This is a genomic window from Pantoea phytobeneficialis (assembly GCF_009728735.1).
GTDB lineage: Bacteria > Pseudomonadota > Gammaproteobacteria > Enterobacterales > Enterobacteriaceae > Pantoea > Pantoea phytobeneficialis.
Genome location: NZ_CP024636.1, coordinates 2,813,935 through 2,831,692 on the forward strand (window position 1 = coordinate 2,813,935; position 17,758 = coordinate 2,831,692).

Consider the following 17,758-nt stretch of genomic DNA (forward strand, 5'->3'; position numbering starts at 1 on the left):
GGAGACGCAGATGAATACCGTTATTGCACAACAGATTGCCGATCAGGGCGGCGTGGAAGCCTGGCTGACCGCGCAACAACATAAAAGCCTGCTGCGTTTCCTGACTTGCGGTAGCGTTGACGATGGCAAAAGTACGCTGATTGGCCGTCTGCTGCACGATACCCGCCAGATTTATGAAGATCAGCTCTCTTCGCTGCACAATGACAGCAAGCGTCATGGCACCCAGGGCGAGAAACTCGATCTGGCGCTGCTGGTGGATGGTTTGCAGGCCGAGCGCGAGCAGGGCATCACCATTGATGTGGCCTATCGTTATTTCTCGACCGAGAAGCGCAAATTTATCATCGCCGACACGCCGGGACATGAGCAGTACACCCGTAATATGGCGACCGGTGCGTCCACCTGTGATCTGGCGATCCTGTTGATCGATGCGCGTAAAGGCGTGCTGGATCAGACCCGCCGTCACAGCTTTATCTCCACACTGCTCGGCATCAAGCATCTGGTGGTGGCGATCAACAAAATGGATCTGGTGGCGTACAAACAGGACGTGTTTGAACAGATCAAGCAGGACTACCTCGATTTCGCCGCGCAGTTGCCTGAAGACCTCGATATTCGCTTTGTACCGATGTCGGCGCTGGAAGGGGATAACGTGGCATCGCCGAGCGAAACCATGCCGTGGTACAGCGGCCCGACCCTGCTCGACGTGCTGGAAACGGTGGAACTGAAGCGCGTGGTGGATCATCAGCCGATGCGTTTCCCGGTGCAGTACGTGAATCGTCCAAACCTCGATTTCCGTGGCTATGCCGGTACGCTGGCGTCGGGTGTGGTCAAGGTCGGCCAACGCGTGAAGGTGCTGCCATCGGGCGTGGAATCGACGATTGCGCGCATCGTGACCTTTGATGGCGATTTGCAGGAAGCTGCTGCCGGAGAAGCCATTACCCTGGTGCTGGAAGACGAGATCGACATCAGCCGTGGTGACCTGCTGGTTGATGCGGGAGCCGAGCTGAAATCGGTGCAATCCGCCACCGTTAACGTGGTGTGGATGGCCGAGCAGCCGCTACAGCCGGGCCAGAGCTATGACGTGAAGATCGCCGGTAAGAAAGCGCGTGGCCGGGTGGAAAAAGTGATCCATCAGTTCGACATCAACACGCTGGAAAAACGCAGCGCCGACAGTCTGCCGCTTAACGGCATTGGTCTGGTGGAAGTCACTTTTGATGAGCCGATGGTGCTGGACAAATATCGCGACAACCCGGTAACGGGCGGCATGATTTTTATCGATCGCCTGAGCAACGTTACCGTGGGTGCCGGATTGATTGAAGAACCGCAGAGCGCTAACCACGCCCAGGCAAGCCAGTTCAGCGAATTCGAGCTGGAGCTGAATGCGTTGATTCGTCGTCATTTCCCGCACTGGAATGCACGCGACCTGTTGGGTGGTCAGTAATGGCGCAACACGATGAAAACGTGGTGTGGCACGATCATCCAGTGACCCGTGCTGAGCGTGAGCAGCAGCACGGCCATCAGGGTGTGGTGCTGTGGTTTACCGGGCTGTCTGGCTCGGGCAAATCCACGGTGGCCGGGGCGCTGGAGCAGGCGCTGCATCGGCTTGGCGTCAGTACCTATCTGCTGGATGGTGACAACGTGCGTCACGGCCTGTGCCGTGACCTCGGCTTCAGTGATGACGATCGTAAAGAGAACATTCGTCGCGTCGGTGAAGTGGCCAAACTGATGGTGGATGCCGGGCTGGTGGTGCTGACGGCCTTTATTTCGCCGCATCGCGCTGAACGTCAGATGGTGCGTGACCTGCTGGCGGATGGGCAGTTTGTGGAAGTGTTTGTCGACACGCCGCTATCGGTGTGTGAAGCGCGCGATCCGAAAGGATTGTATAAAAAAGCGCGAGCCGGAGAACTGCGCAATTTCACCGGTATCGACAGTGTTTATGAGGCGCCAGAGGCGCCGGAAATCCACCTCGATGGTGAACAATTGGTTACAAAACTCACCGCCCAATTGTTAGACCTGCTGCGTCACCGCGATATCATCAGATCCTGAATAGACAGCGGCAAATCACCACGATTTGCCGCGATTAGCGTCAACAGGAACTCTATGCAGAACGTTACCCCTATGCTGGCACGCAAAGATGAACGCACCCAGGATGAGCCTCGCTCGTCGCTACCGGGTGGTGTGATTGGTTTTCTCTCGTATTGGTGTGCGCTGGCAATTCCGTTCCTGCTCTACGGTTCCAATACGTTGTTTTTCTTCCTCTATACCTGGCCGTTCTTCCTTGCTCTGCTGCCAGTATCGGTGCTGATTGGTATTGTCCTCAGCCTGATGATGCGTGGTCATCTGTTCTGGAGTGGGGTGGTGACGGCGATCGTGGTGGTATGCCTGTTCTGGCTACTCTTCTCATTTCTCTCCGGCTGGTAGGCCGTGCCTGATGTGCAAACGCGTCGGCAGGTTACAAAACTTTACCTGCCAATCGCCGCACCAGTGAATCAATATTTGTACGGACAATCGTCCGTAAACGGCATTTTCGCTGCTGGAGTGGAGTCCGGCGCGAAGTTATGGGATGATTGAGCCGTTTTTCAGGGGGCTGGGATGGGAAAACTGACGCTATTACTACTCGTTTTGCTCGGCTGGCTTCAGTATTCGTTGTGGCTGGGCAAAAACGGGATCCATGACTATACGCGCGTCAATGATGATGTTGCGTCACAACAGGCGAATAACGCCAAACTAAAAGCGCGTAACGATCAGCTGTTCGCCGAAATTGACGATCTCAACGGCGGCTCTGAGGCTATTGAGGAGCGCGCACGTAATGAGCTGGGCATGATCAAGCCTGGTGAAACCTTCTATCGTCTGGTGCCAGACCAGAGCAAACGTAACGCGCAACAAGCTGCGCAAAATCAACAACGATAAACCATGAACAACCACTCTTCCTCTGCGGATGTGATCGCCGTAGTGCCCGCTGCCGGTATTGGCAGCCGCATGCAGGCTGCCTGCCCGAAACAGTATCTGACCATCGGTCAACTTACCCTTCTTGAACATAGCGTTGCTCGTTTGCTGGCACATCCTGCGGTTAAACAAGTGATTGTTGCTATCAGTCCCGATGATGGCTGGTTTGATTCGCTGCCATTGGCGCAGGACACACGCGTGCTGCGCGTCACCGGCGGTGAGACACGCGCCGAGTCGGTGCTGGCCGGTTTGCAAGCGGTGACGCACGGGGAGTGGGTGTTGGTGCATGATGCGGCGCGGCCGTGTCTGCATCCTGATGATTTAGCGCGTCTGCTGGCGGTGCGTCAGCACAGCAAAGTGGGCGCGATTCTGGCGGCACCGGTGCGCGATACCATGAAGCGCGCCGAACCGGGTAAAGCCGCCATTGCGCACACCGTTGAGCGTGAAGATTTATGGCACGCGCTGACGCCACAATTTTTCCCCCATGCGCTGCTGATGGCCTGCCTGACGCGTGCCCTGAATGAGGGCGCGACCATCACTGATGAGGCCTCGGCGCTGGAATACTGCGGTTACCATCCCGAACTGGTGAGCGGCCGCAGTGATAACATTAAGGTGACGCGGCCAGAAGACCTGGCGCTGGCGGCCTTTTATCTTACCCAGATTCAGTTAAAGGAGAGCGCATGATGCGTATCGGTCACGGTTTCGACGTCCACGCCTTTGGAGGCGAGGGTCCTCTGGTGATTGGTGGGGTGCGTATTCCCTTCGAACACGGTTTTATTGCTCATTCTGATGGCGACGTGGCACTGCACGCGTTGACCGATGCGCTGCTGGGCGCAGTGGCGATGGGAGATATCGGTAAACTGTTCCCTGATACCGATCCGGCTTATAAAGGGGCGGATAGCCGTGGTTTGCTGGGCGAAGCCTGGCGCCGTATTCAGCAGAAGGGTTACCAGATCGGTAACGTTGACGTCACCATCATCGCCCAGGCGCCGAAAATGCTGCCGCATGTACCGCAGATGCGTGTGAATATCGCTGAAGTTCTTGGCTGTCATATGGATCAGGTGAATGTTAAAGCGACCACCACGGAAAAACTGGGTTTTACCGGGCGTGGCGAAGGTATTGCCTGTGAAGCTGTGGCACTGCTGGTGAAGGTGGCTGGCGCATGAGTGAACTGCTGTACCTGCACGGTAAGCCGCGCGCCACCGGCGTGATTAAAGCCAATCCAGAAGATTTTGTTGTCATTGAGGATCTTGGTTATCCCTATGACGGCGAAGGTGAACAGTTGCTGGTACGCATCCGTAAAATCGGTTGCAATACCCGCTTTGTCGCCGAAGCGCTGGCGAAATTTCTCGGCGTGCATGTGCGTGATCTCAGCTATGCCGGGATGAAAGACCGCCATGCGGTGACCGAGCAGACGCTGTGTTTCCGTTTACCGGGCAACGCGATGCCTGATCTGTCTGAATTTAAGCTGGAAGGCGTAGAAATCCTGCAGGTGGTGCGCCACAAGCGTAAACTACGTACCGGTGCGCTGGCGGGGAATGCGTTTCGTCTGGTGATCCGTCAAATCTCGGATCAGACCGTGGTGGAACAGCGTTTACAGAAAATTCAGAAAAGCGGTGTGCCGAACTATTTTGGTGAGCAGCGTTTTGGCCGTGAGGGTAATAATCTGACCCAGGCACAGCAGTGGGCGCAGGATCGATTCCGCCCACGCGATCGCAACAAAAAAGGCTTGTTGCTCTCGGCCACCCGCAGTCATCTGTTTAATCAGGTCACCAGCGCGCGTTTGCAGCGAGACGGCAATCTCGACGCGGTGATGAGCGGCGATGCCTTGCAACTGACCGGGCGTGGTAGCTGGTTCGTCGCGCAGACAGAAGAATTGACTGAACTGCAACAGCGCGTGAATCAGGATGAACTGCGGATCACTGCGCCGTTGCCTGGTCGTGGCGACTGGGGCACCCAGGTGGAAGCGCTTGAATTTGAACAGCACAGCCTGGCAGGTGCGGCAGAAATGATTACACTGCTTGAGCGTGAACGTGTTGATGCGGCACGCCGCGCGATGCGTGTGGTGCCAAAGGACTTGCACTGGAACTGGTGGGATGATGTGACGCTGGAGATGGCGTTCTGGCTGCCTGCGGGCAGCTTTGCTACCAGCGTCGTGCGTGAGCTTCTCCAACAAGAAGGTAACGATGCGGATATTGCTGAGTAATGATGACGGCATTCATGCTCCGGGCATTCAGACCCTGGCGCGCGCACTGCGCCAGTTTGCTGAAGTCCAGGTGGTCGCACCCGATCGCAATCGCAGCGGCGCGTCAAACTCGCTGACGCTGGAGACACCGCTTCGTACCTTTACCCATGAAAATGGTGATATCGCCGTGCAGATGGGCACCCCGACCGACTGCGTGTTTCTGGGGGTGAATGCCCTGATGCAACCGCGTCCGGATATTGTGGTCTCCGGTATCAATGCCGGTCCCAATCTCGGTGATGATGTGATTTATTCCGGCACCGTGGCCGCCGCGATGGAAGGTCGCCATCTTGGCTTACCGGCGCTGGCGGTATCACTGAATGGGCATCAACATTATGCCACGGCTGCCGCTGTTACCTGCGCGTTGTTGCGGGCGTTAACGCGTGAACCGCTGCGCACCGGTCGTATTCTCAATATCAATGTGCCTGATCTCCCGCTGGAGGAAGTGAAAGGCTTCCGCGTGACGCGTTGTGGCAGCCGTCATCCTGCCGACCAGGTCATCTGCCAGCAAGATCCGCGTGGCAACACCCTGTACTGGATTGGGCCGCCGGGAGAGAAACTGGATGCTGGCCCGGATACCGATTTTGCCGCGGTGGATGCGGGTTATGTCTCGATCACCGCGTTGCATGTTGACCTGACCGCCCCGGCGGCGCAGGTGGTGTTAAGCGATTGGTTGACCCAGGCGGAGGTGGATTTGGCATGGTGAACCGGCGCGTTGAAACCTTGTTGGCGCAACTGCGCGCCCAGGGTATCCATGATGAACATCTGCTGAAAGCCATCGCCGATGTGCCGCGTGAGCGTTTTATCGACGAAGCCTTCGAACACAAAGCCTGGGACAATGTCGCGTTGCCGATCGGTAGTGGGCAGACCATTTCACAGCCCTATATGGTGGCGCGCATGACGGCATTGCTGGAACTCAATGCTGACGCGCGCGTGCTGGAAATTGGCACTGGTTCAGGCTATCAGACGGCGATTCTGGCCCATCTGGTCAATCACGTTTATTCCGTAGAACGCATCAAAGGGTTGCAGTGGCAGGCGAAACGCCGCCTGAAGCAACTCGACCTGCATAATGTTTCAACTCGCCACGGTGACGGCTGGCAGGGCTGGGCCGCACGCGGTCCGTTCGATGCCATTATCGTTACGGCGGCACCTCCTGAAATTCCGACTGCGCTGATAGCACAATTGCGTGACGGCGGCAGAATGGTGCTGCCGGTTGGGGAAGATCAACAAGTGTTAAAACGTCTGCGCCGTCAGGGGGATGAGATGATCGAAGAGATTATCGAACCCGTCCGCTTTGTGCCTTTAGTACAGGGCGACCTGGCCTGAAGCTCTTCGTACTTGTTCACAACTGTTACATGGCACGGCGCAGTTGATCTTGTTACTATCCTTGTTAATCAATGCTAAAGGCCGTTTCACCTGCATTATGCAGTGTAAAATGCGGTTACGCAGACACAGTCATATCCAGGATTGCCATCACGGGGGATCAATGAGCACGGGAAGCACAACATTTCAATTACGCCGTCTGGCGGCACTGACACTGGTCGGATTTTGGCTGACAGGCTGTAGCTCCAGCGATAATACACAAGCACCCATCAGCCAGATCGGTGGCAACGGTGGTATGAGCGATACCTCGGGTGGCGGCGTACCTACGATGCCGCACGGCGGAATGTTAAGCGGTGGCGTACCTTCTGCACCGCCATCGGGCGGAATGATTAGTGGTAATAATAATGTGACGACGCAAAATGGTCGCATTGTGTACAACCGCAATTATGGGAATATTCCGAAAGGTAGCTATGGTGGCGAAACTTACACCGTTAAACGTGGCGACACCTTGTTCTATATTGCGTGGATTACCGGCAATGATTATCGCGACCTGGCGCAACGTAACAACATCCCCGCCCCGTATAGCCTGAACGCCGGGCAAACGTTGCAGGTTGGGAACGGTGCCGGACAGTCAATTACCGGTGGTAACGCTATCACTGCCGCTGATGCAACTCAGGGTGGCGTACCTGTCACACCGGGTTCTTCGCAAATTAAATCTGCCCCGGTTGCACAGCAACCTGTTATTACGTATTCTGATGATTCGGGTAATTCTTCAGGCAGCAAATTGTTGCCGTCGAAAGGGGCAAATAATGTGGCAACGACCACAGCTCCGGTTATCGCACCACCCACAGTCAGCAGCACGACGGATAGCACAACCCCGGTGGGAAGCTGGCGTTGGCCGACTGATGGGAAGATTATCGATAACTTCTCCGCTGCGGAAGGCGGAAACAAAGGGATCGATATCGCCGGTTCGCGTGGACAACCTGTTGTCGCCACTGCTTCGGGTAGGGTGGTATACGCAGGCAACGCGCTCCGTGGGTACGGTAATTTAATCATCATCAAACACAATGATGACTACCTGAGTGCCTACGCCCATAACGACACAATGCTGGTCCGGGAACAACAGGAAGTTAAAGCTGGGCAAAAAATAGCTACGATGGGTAGCACCGGAACCAGTTCAGTACGATTGCATTTTGAAATTCGTTACAAGGGGAAATCCGTAAATCCGTTGCGTTACTTACCGCAACGATAATCCGGCAGAACCCAGGTGTTCTGCCCTTGGATCACGGGTAGGAGCCGCTTATGAGCCAGAATACGCTGAAAGTTAACGAGTTACACGAAGATGCGGAATTCGAGGAGAACGGAGCTGAGGTTTTTGATGAGAAGGCTCTCGTTGAGAACGAACCTGGTGATAACGATGTAGCGGAAGAAGAGTTGTTGTCACAGGGTGCGACGCAACGCGTTTTGGATGCGACGCAGCTCTACCTCGGAGAGATTGGTTATTCTCCATTGTTAACGGCGGAAGAAGAGGTGTTCTTTGCCCGCCGCGCATTACGAGGCGACATTCCTTCTCGTCGCCGCATGATTGAAAGTAACTTACGTCTGGTGGTGAAAATTGCCCGTCGTTACAGCAATCGTGGTCTGGCGCTGCTGGATCTGATTGAAGAGGGTAATCTCGGCCTCATTCGTGCTGTAGAGAAGTTTGATCCGGAACGTGGATTCCGCTTCTCGACTTACGCCACATGGTGGATTCGTCAGACCATTGAACGGGCAATCATGAACCAAACCCGTACTATTCGTCTGCCTATCCACATTGTTAAAGAGTTAAATGTCTATCTGCGTACCGCGCGTGAACTTTCGCACAAACTCGATCATGAGCCGAGTGCCGAAGAGATTGCCGAACAGCTGGACAAACCGGTTGATGATGTAAGCCGTATGCTACGTCTCAACGAGCGTATTACCTCGGTTGACACACCGTTGGGTGGTGATTCCGAAAAAGCGCTGCTGGATATCCTGGCCGATGAAAAAGATAACGGCCCGGAAGACACCACGCAGGACGATGATATGAAACAAAGCATCGTTAAGTGGTTGTTTGAACTGAATGCCAAGCAGCGTGAAGTGCTGGCGCGTCGTTTCGGCCTGTTGGGCTATGAAGCGGCAACGCTTGAAGATGTGGGCCGCGAAATCGGTTTGACCCGTGAGCGTGTTCGTCAGATTCAGGTGGAAGGGCTGCGTCGTCTGCGTGAAATTTTGCAGACTCAGGGCCTGAATATTGAAGCGCTGTTTCGTGAATAAACCGTAATCGCTACATAAAAACGGTGACCACCTGGTCACCGTTTTTTTATGCCTGCGATTCAGGATGGTGATTGACACACGATCCCTTAAGCAGGGTTGTAGACCCTGGTGCTGATGTACATTCAGTAGCGGCGCGATAAATCGCACTGCTACTTCTAACTCATTGTCATACCAGCGTTTTTAGGCGATATATCCACTCCAGCGCCTGACGTGGCGTCAAGGTATCGGGATCCAATGCTTCCAGCGCTTCCACTGCCGGTGAGGTGTCCGCTACCAGTAATGGTAACTGAGAACCTTCCACCGTCGAGGCGGCAGTGCTCCCCGACAGCGCTTCCAGCTCCTTCAACTTGTGACGGGCTCGTTTGATCACTTCTTTCGGTACACCCGCCAGCGCCGCTACGGCAAGGCCATAACTTTTGCTGGCCGCGCCATCCTGCACGCTGTGCATAAACGCGATGGTGTCACCGTGTTCCACGGCATCCAGGTGCACGTTGACCACGCCTTCCATTTTTTCCGGTAGCGTTGTCAGCTCGAAATAGTGGGTGGCGAATAGCGTCATGGCTTTGATACGGTTAGCCAGGCTTTCGGCGCAGGCCCACGCCAGCGACAGACCATCATAGGTTGAAGTGCCGCGACCGATTTCATCCATCAACACCAGGCTATGCTCGGTGGCGTTATGCAGAATATTGGCCGTTTCGGTCATTTCCACCATAAAGGTAGAACGCCCGGACGCCAAATCGTCAGCCGCCCCCACGCGGGTAAAGATGCGATCGATAGGGCCGATCACCGTCTCTTCAGCAGGCACGAAGCTGCCGATCCAGGCCATCAGCGCAATCAATGCCGCCTGACGCATGTAAGTACTTTTACCCCCCATGTTGGGGCCGGTAATAATCAGCATGCGTCGCTGTGCCGACAGCGAAAGCGGGTTGGCGATAAAGGGTTCTTTCAGAACCTGCTCCACCACCGGGTGTCGACCTCCCGTGATACGGATCCCCGCTTTCTCCTGAAGCACCGGACGGCAATAGTTGAGGGTCCAGGCGCGCTCCGCCAGGTTACTCAGTACATCGAGTTCGGCCAGCGCCGCCGCGCTTAATTGCAGGGCTTCAAGATGTGGCAGCAGACGGTCAAACAGCTCGTCGTACAGGCCTTTTTCCAGTGCCAGCGCTTTCCCTTTTGAGGTCAGCACCTTGTCTTCGTACTCTTTCAGCTCAGGAATGATATAGCGCTCGGCATTCTTAAGCGTCTGGCGGCGCACATAATGGATGGGCACCAGATGGCTTTGACCACGGCTAACCTGAATGTAGTAACCATGAATTGCGTTAAAGCCAACTTTAAGCGTATCCAGCCCCAGTTTTTCCCGCTCACGAATTTCCAGGCGGTCAAGGTAATCGCTGGCACCGTCGGCCAGCGCGCGCCACTCATCCAGTTCGGCGTTATAACCTGGAGCAATCACCCCGCCATCACGCACCAGAACTGGCGGTGATTCAATAATGGCATTTTCCAGCAATTCGCGCAGTTCGCTGAACTCGCCCATCTGGCTACGCAACTGCGTGAGTTGTGGCGCGTTCACTGTTTGCAGTAGGGTATTCAGCTCCGGCAACTGCTGGAAGGCATGGCGCATACGCGCCAGGTCGCGCGGGCGTGCGGTGCGCAACGCCAGACGGGCAAGGATACGTTCCAGATCACCAATCTGACGTAAAACCGGTTGTAGCTCTTCGCTGTGCGCCTGTAATTCCGCAATCGCTTCCTGACGGCGTGCGATGGTGTCGACATCACGCAATGGCATATGTAACCAGCGTTTCAGCATACGACTGCCCATCGGCGTGACGGTTTTATCCAGCACGGCGGCCAGGGTATTGTCGGTGCCACCGGCGAGATTTTGCGTGATTTCCAGATTGCGACGCGTGGCAGCATCCATGATCACGCTATCCTGCTGGCGTTCCATACTGAGCGAGCGGATATGCGGCAGTGAGGTGCGTTGGGTATCTTTGACATATTGCAGCAGACATCCCGCCGCGCGCAGCGCCAGATGCGCCTGTTCAACGCCAAAACCGTTGAGGTCGCGCGTGCCAAATTGTAGGTTTAACTGCTGGCGTGCAGTATCGATTTCATATTCCCAAAGTGGGCGACGACGCAGGCCGCGTCGTTGGTCGATAAGCGACATCGCCTGAAAATCTTCGGGATAGAGTAATTCGGCCGGGTTAGTACGCTGCAACTCGGCAGCCATCGTTTCCTGATCACCGGGTTCGCTCAGGCGAAAACGTCCTGAACTGATATCCAGCGTGGCGTAGCCAAAACCACGCTGGCTCTGGAAAATGGCGGCCAGCAGGTTGTCCTGACGCTCCTGTAGCAGCGCTTCATCGCTGATGGTTCCTGGGGTGACAATACGTACGACTTTGCGTTCGACCGGACCTTTGCTCAACGCGGGATCGCCAATTTGCTCGCAAATTGCGACCGATTCTCCTAACTGGACCAGTTTCGCCAGATAACCTTCAACGGCGTGATAGGGGACACCTGCCATCGGAATAGGTTCGCCTGCTGACGCACCACGTTTGGTGAGAGAGATTTCCAGCAGCTGCGAGGCGCGTTTTGCGTCATCGTAAAAAAGCTCATAAAAATCGCCCATGCGATAGAACAACAGAATGTCAGGATGATCGGCCTTCAGACGCAGGTATTGCTGCATCATGGGCGTATGGGCGCTGAAGTCCATTTGCTCTGCTCCTTTCATCTCTTTCTCACTTTATATTTACTCTTTGATGACCTGCGGCGCATGGTTGCCACAGGGGAAGATGTCGTCATCACGATGGGGCAACAACGAAAGAGGGGATGTTACCATTTTTACGGCATCTCCTTCATCCGCCCACGGGCTTTTCGGTTGCCGACCATAACAAATTGCTGTGTCAGGAAAAAATAAAAAAACGGGAAAAGAGTAAAGTATGGAGATGGGTCGCAAATTTTGTCTGACAGTACGATGGCAGAGATAACTGACGTAAATTTAAGATATTGCCCTGTAAGTCGGGTATCTGAACGATTAATATGTGTGCTTTAGTTTCGTCTGGTTTATGGATATCCGATGCGTTTTAAGGTTGCTTTTCTCCCGCTTATTGCTCTGCTTGCTGCCTGTAGCAGTAAGCCTCATACATCTCAGCAGCCCGCTGTTGTTTCTGCCCCGCAGGGGGGCTTTTTACTGGATGCATCCCATGCAAATCAGCCCATGTTTGGCGATTTTGCCGGTAATCCCGCTGCTGAAAAATTTATTGACGAGATGGTGGCGAAGCATGGTTTTGACCGCCAACAATTGCATGCGGTAATTGGTCAGGCAAAGCGGTTGGATTACGTGCTGCGTTTGATGGACCAACAGGCACCAAGCTACACACCACCCACTGGGCCTAACGGTGCCTGGATTCGTTATCGCAATAAATTTATCACCCCTGATAATGTGCAAAACGGCGTTGCCTTCTGGAATCAATACCAGGATGCGCTGCAACGTGCCCAGCAGGTATATGGCGTGCCGCCGGAAATTATTGTCGGCATTATTGGCGTAGAGACGCGCTGGGGCCGGGTAATGGGTAAAACCCGTTTGCTGGATGCGCTGGCAACCCTTTCGTTCAGCTATCCACGCCGTGCAGCCTACTTTAGCAGTGAGCTGGAAACCTTCCTGCTGATGGCGCGTACCGAACAGGATGACCCGCTGGATCTCCGTGGTTCTTTTGCCGGGGCGATGGGGTACGGCCAGTTTATGCCTTCTTCGTATAAGCAGTATGCGGTCGACTTCAACGGCGACGGACATATCAATTTGTGGGATCCGGTTGATGCCATCGGCAGCGTCGCTAATTACTTCAAAGCGCATGGCTGGCGGGCTGGCGAGACGGTTGCCGTCCCCGCCAGTGGCCAGGCACCTGCACTGGAAAATGGTTTTAAAACCATGTACCCGGTCAGCATGCTGGCAGCGAGTGGTTTGACGCCTCAAGGTTCGCTTGACGGTAACCAGCAGGCCAGTTTGTTGCGCCTCGATCTCGGCACCAGTTATCAATACTGGTACGGGCTGCCCAATTTCTATGTCATAACTCGCTACAATCACAGCACGCATTATGCTATGGCGGTGTGGCAACTGGGTGAAGCTGTCAGCAAAGCGCGGCAGGGTGCGATATTTTAATGCTGTCCTTACAGTTAGTAAGGAGATAAGATGGCGCCCCTTTTGCGGCGCCATCTTTGCCGCGACTTTTTCTCTGAGGAGCGCTTATGAATACCTTACCGGCCTGTCCTGAATGTCACGCTGACTATACCTGGCAGGATGGCGAGAAGCTGAACTGTCCATCTTGCGGCCATATCTGGTCTCTGGGTGCTGACGATGCAGCAACTGGTGGACTGGTGGTGCGCGATGCAAATGGCAACCTGCTGGTGGATGGTGATAGCGTCACCGTTATCAAAGATCTGAAAGTCAAAGGTAGCTCTTCAACCCTGAAAATCGGCACGAAAGTTAAAAGCATTCGTCTGGTTGAAGGCGATCACAATATCGATTGTAAAATCGATGGTTTTGGGCCGATGAAGCTCAAATCTGAGTTCGTGAAAAAGAACTGATGATCGGACGGCTTAGCGCCGCCCGTATTCCTCTTTATGCCAGCAGGCGATCGATTTCCGCGCACTGCGCTGCACTCAATTCACCGCCGTAGTTGCGCGAATGACTGGCCATTGACTCAAAACGGCGGGCGACGGCAGTTTTGATAGTAGTGACAAAATCATCACCAATGGTATAGATCGCCATTAATTGACCGATGCGTTGTTGAATGGTGGTTAACTGGCGCAAATCTCCTGCGCGCCACGCCTGCATTGCCTGCGCAAACAATTCCGGCACGATATTATTCAGACCTGAAATCACGCCAGCTCCCCCTGCCAGCAGATTAGGCAGCAAGTATTCGTCATACCCCGACAGCACGGCAAAATCGCTACGGACTTTTCGTGTTTCTTCAATCAGCGCACGATTGTGTGACAGGCAATCGACGGTATCTTTAATCCCGATAAAATTGGGCAATTCTGCCGCCAGCTCAGCCACCAGGGTCGGTGTCAGATCGCAACCAGTGCGCGCTGGGAAATTATAGGCGAACCATTTGCCACCCAATTGTCGGTCGAGAGCTTTAAAGTAGCTCAGCAATTGTTTTTGCGTCTGACCATAGTAATAAGGCGGCAGCACCATCACCGCATCAAAACCGTTTTGCCATGCGCTTTCAGCCAGTTGCAGCATATCTGGCACGCAGGTACTGGACACGTTCGCGACCATCGTTAATGGCGAGAGCTGGCGGGCTTCGCGCAGCAAACGCAGCCTTTCCTGCTGGGTGAGCGAAGCAAATTCGCCAATGCTGCCCATTAACAAAATTGTATCAATTCCTGAATCATTGAGCCGGGAAAAGTGGCGACCCAGGGCATCAACATCCACGTTACCGTGGCTATCAAAAGGGGTTACCGACGGACACCAGACACCAGCCAGTGCAGGTTGTGTAGCCATAGCAAACTCCTTGTTATGAAAAAATGAAACGTCGTTTTAACTTAATGCCCATTGTCATGACTGACCAGACCCTGATGTTAAAAAAGGTGAGATACCGCACTTTTCCTCCCTGCAAAGTGGAAAAAGCGGGTAGTGTTTGGTTCTTCGGGTAAAACAGGAGCGTTCAAATGCAAGACTGGAATCCACAGCTGTATCGGCAGTTTGAATCAGAAAGGACTCGGCCAGCCCGCGAGTTGCTGACACGGATTGCAACCCCTGATGTGCGCTATGCCACGGATTTGGGGTGTGGGCCGGGTAACAGTACTGAATTGTTGGCACAGGCATGGCCGGAAGCGATCGTCACCGGCATCGACAGTTCAGAGGCCATGTTGGAGCAGGCACGCGAGCGCCTTCCGGATTGCCGTTTTGCGCAGGCTGATATTCGTCATTGGCAGGCGGAGCAACCGCAGCAGGTGATTTACGCCAACGCCTCATTGCAATGGTTGGGCGATCACCAGACTTTGCTGCCGCATCTGGTCAGTCAGCTCGATATCGGTGGTTCTCTGGCGATTCAGATGCCTGATAACCTTGAGGAACCCTCACATCGCCTGATGCGTGAAGTGGCGGCGACTGAGCGTTGGCGAACTCATATTTCGCCCCAGGCTGCCGATCGTAAACGCTTACTTACCACCGAACAATATTATGATTTGCTGAACGATGCTGGCTGTGAGGTTGATATCTGGCGCACCACTTATTACCACGTTATGTCCGATGCGCAGGCCATCATTACCTGGTTGCGTGCAACGGGATTGCGTCCTTTCCTCGCTGGTTTGGATGAAAGCCAGCAAAAGGCCTTTTTAGCGGAATATCATCAGCGATTAATTCCTGCTTATCTGAGCCGTAGCAATGGCAAGGTTTTGCTGGCTTTCCCGCGTCTTTTTATGGTGGCGATGAAAACCCGCTGAAACTTGTGGAAGCCCGCGCGCAAAACGCGACATCAGGGTTGAAAAGGGTCCTTCGCTGCACCATTTCCTGTTAACGTGAGCGCCAGATAAGGAGAAGGCGATGAACGATGCACAGTTACAACAGTTGAGTCGTCACATTGGCGAACAGCTGAAAATGCGCAAGGCAACCATTACTGCGGCGGAGTCCTGTACTGGCGGCTGGATTGCAAAAGTATTTACCGATATCAGCGGCAGTTCTGCCTGGTTTGAACGCAGTTTCGTTACCTACAGCAACGAGGCTAAACAGCAGATGGTTGGCGTGCAGGCCAGCACGCTGGCGCAGTTTGGTGCGGTGAGTGAGCAAACGGTGCGCGAGATGGCCGCAGGGGCCGCGAAAGAAGCAGCGGCGGAGTATGCCATTGCCGTCAGCGGTATTGCAGGGCCGGATGGCGGCACGCCGGATAAGCCGGTTGGCACCGTCTGGTTTGGCTTTGCCGGACCGGAAGGGCGCGTAGTGGCGCAGTGCCAACGCTTTGATGGCGACCGTGATGCAGTGCGGCGTCAATCCGTCGCCTGGGCGTTGCAAACGTTGCATGATGAATTTCTGACAAATTAAACTTGATACTGTATGACTGTACAGTATAATTACCGGCAACAGAACGCGAGCTGGCATACAGAAATGCCTGCTTACCCGGCATGATTAGGAGTGGAAATGGCGATTGACGAAAACAAACAGAAGGCTTTAGCTGCCGCGCTGGGCCAGATTGAGAAACAATTTGGTAAAGGCTCCATCATGCGCCTGGGTGAAGACCGCTCGATGGACGTTGAAACCATCTCCACCGGTTCTCTGTCACTGGATATCGCACTGGGTGCGGGTGGCTTGCCAATGGGCCGTATCGTCGAGATTTATGGCCCGGAATCTTCAGGTAAAACCACGCTGACCTTGCAGGTGATTGCCGCAGCACAGCGCAAGGGTAAAACCTGTGCCTTTATCGACGCTGAACATGCGCTGGATCCGGTTTACGCGAAAAAACTGGGTGTTGATATCGATAACCTGCTGTGTTCTCAGCCGGATACCGGTGAGCAGGCGCTGGAAATTTGTGACGCGCTGGCGCGTTCCGGTGCGGTCGATGTCATCATTGTTGACTCCGTTGCTGCGCTGACGCCGAAAGCCGAAATTGAAGGCGAGATTGGTGACTCCCATATGGGTCTGGCTGCACGAATGATGAGCCAGGCGATGCGTAAGCTGGCCGGTAACCTGAAGCAGTCCAACACGCTGCTGATTTTCATTAACCAGATTCGTATGAAAATTGGTGTGATGTTCGGTAACCCGGAAACCACCACCGGTGGTAACGCACTGAAATTCTATGCTTCCGTACGTCTCGATATTCGCCGCATCGGTGCCATTAAAGAAGGTGACGAGGTCGTGGGTAGCGAAACGCGCGTGAAAGTGGTGAAAAACAAAGTTGCGGCACCGTTCAAACAGGCTGAGTTCCAGATTATGTACGGTGAAGGCATCAATACCTTCGGTGAACTGGTCGATCTGGGCGTGAAGCACAAGCTGGTTGAAAAAGCGGGTGCCTGGTACAGCTATAACGGCGACAAGATTGGTCAGGGTAAAGCCAACGCGACCAACTTCCTGAAAGAGAACCCGGCGATTGCCAATGAAATCGATCAGAAGCTGCGCGATATGCTGCTGACCGGTGCAACCGCCACTGGTGCTGCTGCGGATGTTTCCGCTGACGACTACGAAGAAGCCAGCGAAACCAACGAAGATTTTTGATACCTCAACGGGAGCGTTCTGCTCCCGTTTTGTTTTTCCCCGCCAGCACTTTCCCTCTTTGAATTCTTGCTTTACCCTGCGCCACTGTCTGAACAAGGTAGATCATATGTCATCATCACCGACACCCGCGCCAACGTTTTCCCGCTTACTGGATCGTGCGATGCGTATCCTGTCTCAGCGTGATCACAGCCGTGAAGAGCTGAAGGGAAAACTACAACTTTCCAATCAGCGCTCAGCCTGGATGAAGCAGGAAGCGGTCGAACCGATCCCGGATGAACTGCTGGATCAGGTGGTTGATTGGTGTCAGCAAAACGGTTGGTTAAACGATCAACGTTTCACGGAGCGTTTTATCCTGAGCCGCAGTCGCAAAGGTTATGGCCCACAACGTATCCGTATGGAGCTGCAACAAAAGGGCATCGCGCGCGATGAAATTGACCAGGCGCTGTTTGATACTGAGGTCAACTGGGTGGCGTGCGCCGCTAACCTGGCAACGCGCAAGTTTGGCGATCCGTTACCAAAAGACTGGGCAGGGAAGAGCAAGGTCCAGCGTTTTTTGATGACAAAAGGCTTTTTGATGGAAGATATTCAGGCCATTTTCAGAAATTTTGATGACTGAAAGGCGATGGGATTTTACTTCCCACTGAAGAAAATTTATCTTATTCCCACTTTTTGTTCCTCAGTCAGCGGTGGGTCGGGCGCATGCGGCTTGCCAGACGAAAGGGAACGTTCGTTAGCGTGATTCCAGG

Annotated in this window: 19 protein-coding genes; 17 read left to right on the forward strand and 2 right to left on the reverse strand. The window is 54.3% G+C overall.

Annotated features, from left to right (window positions below):
- Positions 1-10 precede the first annotated feature (10 nt).
- The 11 genes from cysN to rpoS all read left to right on the forward strand — a co-directional run bounded on the left by cysN (position 11) and on the right by rpoS (position 8,803).
- Positions 11-1,438, forward strand: coding sequence for a sulfate adenylyltransferase subunit CysN (gene cysN, locus CTZ24_RS12995; RefSeq protein WP_208723735.1), 1,428 nt, complete (start codon positions 11-13; stop codon positions 1,436-1,438).
- Positions 1,438-2,043, forward strand: a complete 606-nt coding sequence (cysC, locus tag CTZ24_RS13000) for an adenylyl-sulfate kinase (protein WP_021184524.1) — start codon at positions 1,438-1,440, stop codon at positions 2,041-2,043. The genes cysN and cysC overlap by 1 nt, the downstream gene beginning before the upstream one ends.
- 54 nt (positions 2,044-2,097) lie before the next feature.
- Entirely contained in the window at positions 2,098-2,418 is a 321-nt protein-coding gene (locus tag CTZ24_RS13005; RefSeq protein WP_021184523.1) for a DUF3561 family protein, read from the forward strand.
- Positions 2,419-2,589: 171 nt separating this feature from the next.
- Positions 2,590-2,907, forward strand: coding sequence for a cell division protein FtsB (gene ftsB, locus CTZ24_RS13010; protein WP_036626556.1), 318 nt, complete (start codon positions 2,590-2,592; stop codon positions 2,905-2,907).
- 3 nt (positions 2,908-2,910) lie between these two features.
- On the forward strand, positions 2,911-3,627 hold the full coding sequence (gene ispD / locus CTZ24_RS13015; protein WP_021184520.1) for a 2-C-methyl-D-erythritol 4-phosphate cytidylyltransferase: 717 nt from the start codon (positions 2,911-2,913) through the stop codon (positions 3,625-3,627).
- Positions 3,627-4,109 carry a 2-C-methyl-D-erythritol 2,4-cyclodiphosphate synthase gene (gene ispF / locus CTZ24_RS13020; protein ID WP_302474912.1) on the forward strand — a complete coding sequence of 161 codons (483 nt, stop codon included), beginning with the start codon at positions 3,627-3,629 and terminating at the stop codon, positions 4,107-4,109. Before ispD ends, ispF begins: the two co-directional genes overlap by 1 nt.
- The gene (gene truD / locus CTZ24_RS13025) at positions 4,106-5,149 is read left to right on the forward strand and encodes a tRNA pseudouridine(13) synthase TruD (protein ID WP_208723737.1); all 1,044 of its coding nucleotides are present in this window, start codon (positions 4,106-4,108) and stop codon (positions 5,147-5,149) included. The genes ispF and truD overlap by 4 nt, the downstream gene beginning before the upstream one ends.
- Entirely contained in the window at positions 5,130-5,891 is a 762-nt protein-coding gene (gene surE / locus CTZ24_RS13030; RefSeq protein ID WP_036626555.1) for a 5'/3'-nucleotidase SurE, read from the forward strand. The genes truD and surE overlap by 20 nt, the downstream gene beginning before the upstream one ends.
- Positions 5,885-6,511: a protein-L-isoaspartate(D-aspartate) O-methyltransferase gene (locus CTZ24_RS13035; protein WP_021184516.1), complete on the forward strand. Its 627-nt coding sequence runs from the start codon at positions 5,885-5,887 to the stop codon at positions 6,509-6,511. Before surE ends, CTZ24_RS13035 begins: the two co-directional genes overlap by 7 nt.
- Positions 6,512-6,671: 160 nt before the next feature.
- On the forward strand, positions 6,672-7,760 hold the full coding sequence (gene nlpD, locus CTZ24_RS13040; protein WP_208723738.1) for a murein hydrolase activator NlpD: 1,089 nt from the start codon (positions 6,672-6,674) through the stop codon (positions 7,758-7,760).
- A 50-nt stretch (positions 7,761-7,810) separates the two neighbouring features.
- On the forward strand, positions 7,811-8,803 hold the full coding sequence (gene rpoS / locus CTZ24_RS13045; protein ID WP_013510222.1) for an RNA polymerase sigma factor RpoS: 993 nt from the start codon (positions 7,811-7,813) through the stop codon (positions 8,801-8,803).
- 166 nt (positions 8,804-8,969) lie between these two features.
- On the opposite strand, the gene mutS is transcribed toward rpoS, so the two are convergent.
- Positions 8,970-11,531, reverse strand: a complete 2,562-nt coding sequence (gene mutS / locus CTZ24_RS13050) for a DNA mismatch repair protein MutS (protein ID WP_415175588.1) — start codon at positions 11,529-11,531, stop codon at positions 8,970-8,972.
- Between the two features lie 345 nt (positions 11,532-11,876).
- Between mutS and mltB the strand changes: the two genes are divergently transcribed.
- Both mltB and CTZ24_RS13060 read left to right on the forward strand, forming a co-directional pair.
- Complete coding sequence (mltB, locus tag CTZ24_RS13055) at positions 11,877-12,959, forward strand: lytic murein transglycosylase B (RefSeq protein ID WP_021184513.1); 1,083 nt, start codon at positions 11,877-11,879, stop codon at positions 12,957-12,959.
- An 86-nt stretch (positions 12,960-13,045) separates the two neighbouring features.
- Positions 13,046-13,384: a zinc ribbon domain-containing protein YjdM gene (locus CTZ24_RS13060; RefSeq protein WP_208723739.1), complete on the forward strand. Its 339-nt coding sequence runs from the start codon at positions 13,046-13,048 to the stop codon at positions 13,382-13,384.
- A gap of 34 nt (positions 13,385-13,418) precedes the next feature.
- On the opposite strand, the gene CTZ24_RS13065 is transcribed toward CTZ24_RS13060, so the two are convergent.
- Positions 13,419-14,306 carry a dihydrodipicolinate synthase family protein gene (locus CTZ24_RS13065; RefSeq protein WP_208723740.1) on the reverse strand — a complete coding sequence of 296 codons (888 nt, stop codon included), beginning with the start codon at positions 14,304-14,306 and terminating at the stop codon, positions 13,419-13,421.
- A 167-nt stretch (positions 14,307-14,473) separates the two neighbouring features.
- Here CTZ24_RS13065 and tam point away from each other — a divergent pair, with 167 nt between their 5' ends.
- From tam to CTZ24_RS13085, 4 genes are all read left to right on the forward strand, one after another.
- Positions 14,474-15,250, forward strand: a complete 777-nt coding sequence (tam, locus tag CTZ24_RS13070; protein WP_208723741.1) for a trans-aconitate 2-methyltransferase — start codon at positions 14,474-14,476, stop codon at positions 15,248-15,250.
- 100 nt (positions 15,251-15,350) lie between these two features.
- Positions 15,351-15,845 carry a nicotinamide-nucleotide amidase gene (gene pncC, locus CTZ24_RS13075; RefSeq protein WP_208723742.1) on the forward strand — a complete coding sequence of 165 codons (495 nt, stop codon included), beginning with the start codon at positions 15,351-15,353 and terminating at the stop codon, positions 15,843-15,845.
- Positions 15,846-15,941: 96 nt separating this feature from the next.
- Entirely contained in the window at positions 15,942-17,012 is a 1,071-nt protein-coding gene (recA, locus tag CTZ24_RS13080) for a recombinase RecA (protein WP_021184507.1), read from the forward strand.
- A gap of 106 nt (positions 17,013-17,118) precedes the next feature.
- Positions 17,119-17,628 (forward strand): regulatory protein RecX, encoded by a 510-nt coding sequence (locus tag CTZ24_RS13085; RefSeq protein WP_021184506.1) that lies wholly within the window; start codon positions 17,119-17,121, stop codon positions 17,626-17,628.
- The last annotated feature ends 130 nt before the right edge of the window (positions 17,629-17,758 follow it).